Here is an 8,582-nt window from a genome sequence, read left to right as displayed (position 1 = left end):
CATTCCTTTATGGAAGTAAGACCCCTAAGAGATGATTAGGTAGATAGGCTAGAAGTGGAAGTGCAGCAATGTATGGAGCGGACTAGTACTAATTGGTCGAGGACTTAACCAAGTAAGGTGGTTCTCTAAAGGAATAATAATATCTAGTTTTGAAAGAACGAAGTTCTTTTAAAAGAATAGTGTGGTGGCGATAGCTAGAAGGATACACCTGTTCCCATGCCGAACACAGCAGTTAAGCTTCTAAACGCCGAGAGTAGTTAGAGGATCGCCTCTTGCAAGGGTAGGAAGTTGCCGCGCTATACATTATGGAGGATTAGCTCAGTTGGGAGAGCATCTGCCTTACAAGCAGGAGGTCACAGGTTCGAGCCCTGTATCCTCCATATATTGAGCCGTTAGCTCAGCCGGTAGAGCATCTGACTTTTAATCAGAGGGTCGGCAGTTCGAACCTGCCACGGCTCATAAAAATTAAATAATTTTTTTAATTTATGCCGACTTAGCTCAGCTGGCAGAGCATCTGTCTTGTAAACAGGGGGTCGGAGGTTCGAATCCTCTAGTCGGCATTTATGCGGAAGTAGTTCAGTGGTAGAACATCACCTTGCCATGGTGGGGGTCGCGGGTTCGAATCCCGTCTTCCGCTTTGTCAATTCATTAAGTATGCCGGGGTGGCGGAATTGGCAGACGCACAGGACTTAAAATCCTGCGGTTAGTAATAACCGTACCGGTTCGATCCCGGTCCTCGGCATTTATTTTGCACCCATAGCGCAACTGGATAGAGTGTCTGACTACGAATCAGAAGGTTGTAGGTTCGAGTCCTACTGGGTGCATATTTCGGGAAGTAGCTCAGCTTGGTAGAGCACCTGGTTTGGGACCAGGGGGTCGCAGGTTCGAATCCTGTCTTCCCGATTAGGGTCAAAGTGCTCTTGTTTTTAATTGTTTCGCGGTGTAGCTCAGCTGGCTAGAGCGTCCGGTTCATACCCGGGAGGTCGGGGGTTCGATCCCCTCCGCCGCGATTTAGGGCTTGGACCTTTAGCTCAGTTGGTTAGAGCAGACGGCTCATAACCGTCCGGTCGTAGGTTCGAGTCCTACAAGGTCCATATAATGGGGCTTTGATTTTATTATATACATGGAGAATTACCCAAGTGGCTGAAGGGGGCGGTCTTGAAAACCGCTAGGTGGGTCAAACCACGCGAGAGTTCGAATCTCTCATTCTCCTTATTATCGCGGGATAGAGCAGTCTGGTAGCTCGTCGGGCTCATAACCCGGAGGTCGTTGGTTCAAATCCATCTCCCGCAATTATGGTTCGTTGGTCTAGTTGGTTTAGGACGCCTGCCTGTCACGCAGGAGGTCACGAGTTCGAGTCTCGTACGAACCGCTTTAATATGGCTCGGTAGCTCAGTTGGTAGAGCAACGGATTGAAGCTCCGTGTGTCGGCAGTTCGATTCTGTCCCGCGCCATTTAATTAAATATTATGCGGGTATAGTTTAGTGGTAAAACCATAGCCTTCCAAGCTATTGTCGCGAGTTCGATTCTCGTTACCCGCTTTTGTAATGGGCCTATAGCTCAGTTGGTTGAGAGCGCACGCCTGATAAGCGTGAGGTCGATGGTTCGAGTCCATTTAGGCCCATTTTTGGAGAAGTACTCAAGTGGCTGAAGAGGCGCCCCTGCTAAGGGTGTAGGTCGGTTTTCCGGCGCGAGAGTTCGAATCTCTCCTTCTCCGTTGCGACCCGTTGGTCAAGTGGTTTAAGACACTGCCCTTTCACGGCAGTAACATGGGTTCGAATCCCGTACGGGTCATTATTTATATTATCGCGGGATAGAGCAGTCTGGTAGCTCGTCGGGCTCATAACCCGGAGGTCGTTGGTTCAAATCCATCTCCCGCAATTATGGTTCGTTGGTCTAGTTGGTTTAGGACGCCTGCCTGTCACGCAGGAGGTCACGAGTTCGAGTCTCGTACGAACCGTCTTTATAAAAGATCATCCTTTCGGATAATCTTTTTTTGTTTTATATTTTAGACCCGTTGGTCAAGTGGTTTAAGACACTGCCCTTTCACGGCAGTAACATGGGTTCGAATCCCGTACGGGTCATTTTATGGAGAATTACCCAAGTGGCTGAAGGGGGCGGTCTTGAAAACCGCTAGGTGGGTCAAACCACGCGAGAGTTCGAATCTCTCATTCTCCTTAGTAATAAAAAAGAGTAGACATCATTTAAATGATGTCTACTCTTTTTTATAGTTCAATGAAATGTTGCTTAAACTAGTTATATTATTTTTATCGAACCATTTATTAAAGTCTAAAATATTATTCCATTTAGTCATTAATATTAATTGTCTTTTACCAGAAGTTTCTTTTAATATGCTAATTGAGTTAATATTTAATTTTATAATATTATCAATTATTTCTTTTATTTTTGAATCAAAAATTTTTTGACTATCTTCATTTAAATTGAAATAAAGATAGTTAATAAAATTGTTGATGTTATTAACATTTTTTTGATAAATAATTAAATAAAGTTATTTGTAATTTTTTTGTCATTATTTTTTCTCCTGATTATTAAATGTTTTACAAACTACATATACATATTTACACTAAAAGTATATATAGACAAGTAAGAGGAGAGAAATTATGAAAATTAGAATATTGGGTTATTATGGCGGATATCCATATAATGGAATAGGAACAAGTGGTTATTTGATTCAAAGCAATAACTTTAATTTGTTATTAGATTGTGGAAGTGGTGTTTTATTAGAATTAGAGAAATACTTGAATCCTTTACAATTAGATGCAGTTTTGTTGTCACATTATCATCATGATCATACAGCTGATATTGGGGTTCTCGAATATTACTGGCAACTGAATACTGAGAATAGGAAAGAACCTACTCTTCCTATTTATGGAAATATAAATGATAAAATAAATTTTGATGGACTTACTTGGAATAATGATACAAAAGGTATACCATATCATGAAAATGATATATTAAATTTAGGGCCATTCTTAATTAAATTCATGAAAACTAAACATCCAGTTTCTGCTTACGCAGTTAAAATTATTGAAAAAAGTACTAATAAATCATTTGTATTTACTGCTGATACAAGATATTTCGATGGTTTAATTAATTTTTGTAAAAATGCTGATTTATTGATCACGGACACTAATTTTTATAAAAATAAAAAGGGGACTAAATGGCATATGACTTCCAAAGAATCTGGATATTTAGCCAAGCAATCTAACGCTAAAAATGTTATCATTAGTCATCTACCGCAATATGGTAGTCTTGATGAATTATTAAATGAAACAAGAGATGAAGCTGGTTCTAATGCAAAAGTAAATATTGCTAAATTAGGATTACAAATTAATATTTAAGTTAATATTGTTTACTTATAGTTACAATATGATATAAAATTTATATGTAGAAGAGGTGTGCATAATTATGGAAATGCAACGTATAAATGAAGATACAATTAAAGTTATGATAAGCAATGATGAATTATCTGAACGTGGAGTTGACGTATTATCCTTACTTGGCGATGAAGATCGTATTGAATCTTTTTTGTATGGGATTTTAGAAGAAATTGATGCTGATAAAGAGTTTAAAGATACTTCTGCTGTTACATTTCAGGTAGTTCCTAATAAATCTGGATTGGAAATGTTTATTAAAAATAATCATTTGACTGAAAAAGATATTGATAAGAACAATTTATCTAGTGGCAAGATAAGTAAAGAAAAGCTTTCTGAGCTTACTGATAATGGAAAAGATAATAATTTTGCATCTAATTCATTAGGAAATATAAGTAATGAGCTTAAAGATAAAATTAATGATTTTAATGAGCTACCATTAACTATGGAAAATAAAAATAATATCTTGAATTATCTAAGACAACTTAAAAATAAGATTGATAGCTTAGAAGACAAAAATGAAAATCATATGGTAAATAGTTCTATTTCTCAATTAGTTAATGCTGCAAAAAATATGGATAGAGATAGAAAAACATCTAATCATATGGTTAATAATATCATTCTTAAATTGAGTTCATTTGATGATTTAGTAGGTATGTCTAAAGCTTTAAATAATAATTTACCAGAAACCTACCTTTATAAATATGAGAATAATTATTATTTGTATATGTCATTACCAGAAGGGTATAATAACGACGATATTCTTATGTTTCAAAGAGATGTTGCAGTAGCTTTAGAATATTCATCAAAGAGTAATATTTCCTTATCTAATTTAGAAGATAAAGGTAAAAGTATGATTTCAATTAATGCATTACAAACAATAAAAAAATACTTTTAATAATTAAAAGCCAGTAGATTTTTTTACTGGCTTTTTTCGTATTTATAATAATAGGGCGATCAAAATATTAATTGCAAATTATAATAATAAACTTATTTTAGCTAGTAATGCATTTAAAAATAAAAAATATTTTTGTCCAATATGTAAATCATTAGTTATTTTAAAAAAGGTAGTGAAAAGGTAAGTCATTTTGCCCATTCTAAAAATAATGACTGTCCTAATATTGGGGAACATGAAACTAATGAACATTTAACTGGAAAATTAAACTTATTTAAATTTATTAATAATAGTAATACAAAAATTGAATATTTTATTAATAAAATTAAGCAAAAGCCAGATCTTATTAATAATAAGATTGCATTTGAATTTCAATGTAGTCCTATAACTGAAAAAAGACTTATTGAAAGGGTAAATGGATATAAAAGCTTAGGGATACATTCTTTATGGATATTAGGAAGTAATTATAGAAAAAATTTTAGTAAAAAATCAACTACCAAATTTTTTTATTATTCTACTAATGTTGGTTTTTATATTCTCTTCTTATTTAATAGTGGTTGTGTTGAGATTAGATATAATTGTTTAGAAGTAAATGGAACAACTAATTATCAGTCTAAAATTGTATATTCTTTTATAGAACTTTTAAATTTTATAAAAAACAAACATTGCTTATTAAAATATGATAATAGTTTAAAAGAATTAAATAGTTTATCAAAGAATCTAAGGAAAAATATAATATTAGGTAATAAATTAGTATTGAAGGTTCAAAATGCTTGTTATGAAAAAGGTAATAATGTTGATGGATCCCCATTATTATGCAATAAAAAATATTACTCTTATCCCATTTTTAATCAAAACTTCTTTTTATGGAAAGTGAATTGCCTAAATATAATTGCTGATGGTATTAATGTAAATGATTTATTTAATATATCATTAAGTTTTATAGAATTTCATTCTAAATTTCCATTAATAGAAAATGTAAACTTTTTTTATAAAAATGAATTTAAAAGTTTTATTTACACTTTGATTAATGAAAAAGTTATTAAAGTTAAGAGCAATGTAATTTACTTATTAACTACTCCCTTGTGGTTTAAAGATTATTTATCTAGAGAAGTTTACCAAAATAAAAGAGCATTTAAAATATAATTTTAAGTGCTCTTTTATTTAACTATATGAAACCCAGAAGTTTTGATTGATTTGTTTTTAGAACTTTTGATCATATCATTTAAACTATCTTTTGTTAAATTATTATTGCAACAAGCATTAAATAATCCAGAATAACAAACATTATTAGTTAAAACACCGCTATTTGGCTTGTTACAATTAAATATGACAGCAGAAGCTGGTTTTTTTACCTTCATATTTTTTACAATTCTCTGATCTTCTTCTACTGTATTTTTAGCAAGGTTAGATCTACGATCTTCTTGGAACATTGATATGTCTAAGTTATTTTCTTTCGCTGTTTCTAATGATAAACTATCTGTGTATTTTATACCTTGGTCCAAAATTTTATTTTGCATATCCATAAAAAATGATTTTCCATTTTTCATACCTTGGAATAATGCTGCTTTATAGTCTAGAACTACATTATGATATAAACTATATAATTCACTTGAAGATAATATCTTTTTTATTCTATTATTTGAATGACAAAAATCAGTTTGGATTACTTTTAGGTTATATATAGGAATAAATTGAATCTTAAATTTTGAATCAATATCTTTTGATAATTTTAAGACAGTTTTTTCTGACTTTTCGCATTCTTTGCATAAAGGATCTACAAAAAGAAATATTTCAAACAAAATTTTACCTCCCTCAAATAATCAAAACACCATACGAATATATACAACACTTAGCATACCAAATTATTTACTAAATACAATAATTTTGCTTTCATATTATATAAATTTTTTACTTATATTAAATTATGGTAAAATAATCCAATGAATGGCTTAAATAGAGGAGGTTTTCCTAGTGATAGAAAATTGGAAACACTTTTTATTTCCTTATGAACAAGCAGTAGGGGAACTTAAAATAAAATTACGAGGAATAAGAAAAGAATTCCTGCAATTTGGTGAAAGAAGTCCAGTTGAATTTGTTACTGGTCGTGTTAAGCCTATTTCAAGTATTAAAGAAAAAATGAATCGTAGATATATATCTGAAGAAAGATTATCTAAAGATATGGAAGATATTGCTGGATTAAGGATAATGTGTCCTTTTGTTGAGGATATTTATCAAGTGGTAGATATTTTACGCAAAAGAACAGATATAAATATTCTTGAAGAACGTGATTATGTTAATAAGGAAAAGTCCAGTGGTTATCGTTCATATCATATTGTCTTTGAATATCCAGTTGAAATGTCTACAGGAGAACATAAAATACTAGCAGAGATTCAAGTAAGGACCTTAGCTATGAATTTTTGGGCAACTGTTGAACATTCTTTAAATTATAAGTACAATGGTGTTTTCCCAGAAGATTTAAAAAAGCGACTACAAGAATCAGCTGAAACTGCATTTAAATTAGATGAAGGAATGTCAGAAATTCGTGATGAGTTAATTGAGAAGCAATCTGAAAGCCACAAAAATAATAGGGATGATTAATAATGAAAGTTTCAATATATAGTAATGACGGTTCCACTTCAAATGAAGTTGCAAACCAACTAAAAGAGAAAATTGATAATTCCTCAAAATTACAATATGATGGATTAAATCCCCAAATTGTAATATCCGTTGGTGGAGATGGAACTTTATTATCCGCATTTCATCATTATAATGATTCAATTAATAATGTTAGGTTTGTTGGTATTCATACAGGCCATTTAGGATTTTATACTGATTGGAGAGATTATGAGGTCCAACAATTAGTAGATAGCTTAGAGAATGATAATGGTCAAAGTGTTAGTTATCCATTATTGTCTATAAATATTAATTATAAAGATGGTGGACCATCTGATAGTATGGTTGCTTTAAATGAATCAACGCTTAAAAGAATAAATGGCACTATGGTTACTGACATAAATATTAAAAATGAATTTTTTGAAAAATTTAGAGGCGATGGTTTATGTGTTGCTACTCCAACAGGTTCCACTGCTTATAATAAGTCAGTAGGTGGAGCAATTATTAGTCCTGAGTTTGATGCTGTGCAAGTTTCTGAAATGGCTTCAATAAATAATAGAGTTTTTAGAACCCTAGGATCTCCTATTATCATTCCGCCTGATGAATGGATAACTATTATTCCTGACAATCCATACCATAATATTTTAACTTGTGATCAGTTAGTGGTACAAAATAGGCCAATTGAATCGATTACTTATTCTATTTCTAATGATCGAATTTATTTTGCTCAATATCGACACACTCATTTTTGGAAAAGGGTAAGTAACTCATTCATTGGAGTACATGAAAATGACTGAATTTAATTGGGTTAATTATAATAAAGTTCCAATAAGACTAAGAACTTTTCTTGGGTCTAAGGGTGTTACGAGAACCTTACTTAAGCAAGTTAAATTTCATGGTGGGATGATGTTTGTAAATAACACCAAAAGATATGCTAATTTCATGCTAAAAAATAAAGATAAAATTAAATTGATTTTACCTCCTGAAATTAGCGGTGATTACTTTAATGTGTCTAATTTGCCTATAGATATTATTTACGAAGATGAACATTTTTTAGTAGTGAATAAGCCATCAGGTGTACCATCAATTCCTTCGAGAATTTATACTGATGATACATTAGTTAATCGTGTTAAGGGTTATTTTCAAAGAAAACAATATGAAAATCAAAAAATACATATTGTTAATCGATTAGATATGGATACCAGTGGAATTGTTATTTTTGCAAAACATCATTTTGCCCATTCAGTTTTAGATAAGCAATTTAAAGATGACAGTATTCAAAAATATTATATTGCCATTGTACAAGGCAATATTCACTCTAAACATGTTGATATTAATTTACCTATTGGTAGACAAAATGACTCATTTGTTAAACGAACCATCAGTGATAGTGGAAAGATGTCTAGAACAGAATTTTGGGTTAATAAAAGGATAAATGGTTTAAGTGTGCTTAAAGTTAAATTACATACAGGAAGGACTCATCAAATTAGAGTTCACTGTAAAGCAATCGGACACCCTTTAATTGGTGATTGGCTATATAATCCTAATAATCATATTATGAATAGGCAAGCTTTACACTGTTATAAAACCATTTTTTATAATCCTTTCATTAACAAATATATTGAATGTAATGCGCCTTTACCAGAAGATATGAAAAAAATTATTAAATAAAAGCT

General features: G+C 31.8%; 7 protein-coding genes, 21 tRNA genes and 2 rRNA genes. 29 read left to right on the top strand and 1 reads right to left on the bottom strand.

Annotation, left to right across the window (positions count from 1 at the left end):
- The 26 genes from C7N44_RS02345 to C7N44_RS08175 form a co-directional block, all read left to right on the top strand.
- A 23S ribosomal RNA gene (locus C7N44_RS02345) occupies positions 1-112 on the top strand; the annotation flags it as partial.
- A 68-nt stretch (positions 113-180) separates the two neighbouring features.
- Positions 181-297 (top strand): 5S ribosomal RNA (gene rrf, locus C7N44_RS02340).
- 10 nt (positions 298-307) lie between these two features.
- Positions 308-380: transfer RNA gene (locus tag C7N44_RS02335), tRNA-Val, on the top strand.
- 6 nt (positions 381-386) lie between these two features.
- A tRNA-Lys gene (locus C7N44_RS02330) sits at positions 387-459 on the top strand.
- Positions 460-487: 28 nt separating this feature from the next.
- A tRNA-Thr gene (locus C7N44_RS02325) sits at positions 488-560 on the top strand.
- A gap of 5 nt (positions 561-565) precedes the next feature.
- Positions 566-637: transfer RNA gene (locus C7N44_RS02320), tRNA-Gly, on the top strand.
- A gap of 19 nt (positions 638-656) precedes the next feature.
- A tRNA-Leu gene (locus C7N44_RS02315) sits at positions 657-742 on the top strand.
- A gap of 8 nt (positions 743-750) precedes the next feature.
- A tRNA-Arg gene (locus tag C7N44_RS02310) sits at positions 751-824 on the top strand.
- A gap of 5 nt (positions 825-829) precedes the next feature.
- Positions 830-903, top strand: a tRNA-Pro gene (locus C7N44_RS02305).
- A gap of 33 nt (positions 904-936) precedes the next feature.
- Positions 937-1,010: transfer RNA gene (locus C7N44_RS02300), tRNA-Met, on the top strand.
- Positions 1,011-1,020: 10 nt separating this feature from the next.
- Positions 1,021-1,094, top strand: a tRNA-Ile gene (locus tag C7N44_RS02295).
- Positions 1,095-1,125: 31 nt separating this feature from the next.
- Positions 1,126-1,213: transfer RNA gene (locus C7N44_RS02290), tRNA-Ser, on the top strand.
- A 6-nt stretch (positions 1,214-1,219) separates the two neighbouring features.
- A tRNA-Met gene (locus tag C7N44_RS02285) sits at positions 1,220-1,293 on the top strand.
- A gap of 4 nt (positions 1,294-1,297) precedes the next feature.
- Positions 1,298-1,372 (top strand) — tRNA-Asp (locus C7N44_RS02280).
- A 9-nt stretch (positions 1,373-1,381) separates the two neighbouring features.
- Positions 1,382-1,454: transfer RNA gene (locus tag C7N44_RS02275), tRNA-Phe, on the top strand.
- A 16-nt stretch (positions 1,455-1,470) separates the two neighbouring features.
- Positions 1,471-1,541 (top strand) — tRNA-Gly (locus tag C7N44_RS02270).
- An 8-nt stretch (positions 1,542-1,549) separates the two neighbouring features.
- Positions 1,550-1,624: transfer RNA gene (locus tag C7N44_RS02265), tRNA-Ile, on the top strand.
- 5 nt (positions 1,625-1,629) lie between these two features.
- Positions 1,630-1,717, top strand: a tRNA-Ser gene (locus tag C7N44_RS02260).
- A 4-nt stretch (positions 1,718-1,721) separates the two neighbouring features.
- A tRNA-Glu gene (locus C7N44_RS02255) sits at positions 1,722-1,794 on the top strand.
- A gap of 13 nt (positions 1,795-1,807) precedes the next feature.
- A tRNA-Met gene (locus tag C7N44_RS02250) sits at positions 1,808-1,881 on the top strand.
- Positions 1,882-1,885: 4 nt separating this feature from the next.
- Positions 1,886-1,960, top strand: a tRNA-Asp gene (locus tag C7N44_RS02245).
- Between the two features lie 51 nt (positions 1,961-2,011).
- Positions 2,012-2,084: transfer RNA gene (locus C7N44_RS02240), tRNA-Glu, on the top strand.
- 6 nt (positions 2,085-2,090) lie between these two features.
- Positions 2,091-2,178 (top strand) — tRNA-Ser (locus C7N44_RS02235).
- Between the two features lie 443 nt (positions 2,179-2,621).
- Positions 2,622-3,362 (top strand): MBL fold metallo-hydrolase, encoded by a 741-nt coding sequence (locus C7N44_RS02230; RefSeq protein WP_105956289.1) that lies wholly within the window; start codon positions 2,622-2,624, stop codon positions 3,360-3,362.
- Positions 3,363-3,429: 67 nt separating this feature from the next.
- Positions 3,430-4,293: an adaptor protein MecA gene (locus tag C7N44_RS02225; protein WP_105956288.1), complete on the top strand. Its 864-nt coding sequence runs from the start codon at positions 3,430-3,432 to the stop codon at positions 4,291-4,293.
- A 147-nt stretch (positions 4,294-4,440) separates the two neighbouring features.
- Positions 4,441-5,436 (top strand): competence protein CoiA, encoded by a 996-nt coding sequence (locus C7N44_RS08175; RefSeq protein ID WP_105956307.1) that lies wholly within the window; start codon positions 4,441-4,443, stop codon positions 5,434-5,436.
- 14 nt (positions 5,437-5,450) lie between these two features.
- Here the strand turns inward: C7N44_RS08175 and C7N44_RS02215 are convergent, their stop codons facing one another.
- Entirely contained in the window at positions 5,451-6,092 is a 642-nt protein-coding gene (locus C7N44_RS02215) for a DsbA family protein (RefSeq protein ID WP_157945018.1), read from the bottom strand.
- Positions 6,093-6,267: 175 nt separating this feature from the next.
- Here C7N44_RS02215 and C7N44_RS02210 point away from each other — a divergent pair, with 175 nt between their 5' ends.
- From C7N44_RS02210 to C7N44_RS02200, 3 genes are read left to right on the top strand one after another with little or no spacing between them, the layout of a single operon-like run.
- Positions 6,268-6,891: a GTP pyrophosphokinase gene (locus C7N44_RS02210; protein WP_404799031.1), complete on the top strand. Its 624-nt coding sequence runs from the start codon at positions 6,268-6,270 to the stop codon at positions 6,889-6,891.
- Positions 6,892-6,893: 2 nt separating this feature from the next.
- Entirely contained in the window at positions 6,894-7,703 is an 810-nt protein-coding gene (locus C7N44_RS02205) for an NAD kinase (RefSeq protein WP_105956285.1), read from the top strand.
- On the top strand, positions 7,696-8,577 hold the full coding sequence (locus tag C7N44_RS02200) for an RluA family pseudouridine synthase (protein WP_105956284.1): 882 nt from the start codon (positions 7,696-7,698) through the stop codon (positions 8,575-8,577). Before C7N44_RS02205 ends, C7N44_RS02200 begins: the two co-directional genes overlap by 8 nt.
- The last annotated feature ends 5 nt before the right edge of the window (positions 8,578-8,582 follow it).

The sequence above is a fragment of the Apilactobacillus quenuiae genome (assembly GCF_002994005.1).
GTDB lineage: Bacteria > Bacillota > Bacilli > Lactobacillales > Lactobacillaceae > Apilactobacillus > Apilactobacillus quenuiae.
This window is presented reverse-complemented; position numbering and strand designations above follow the sequence as displayed.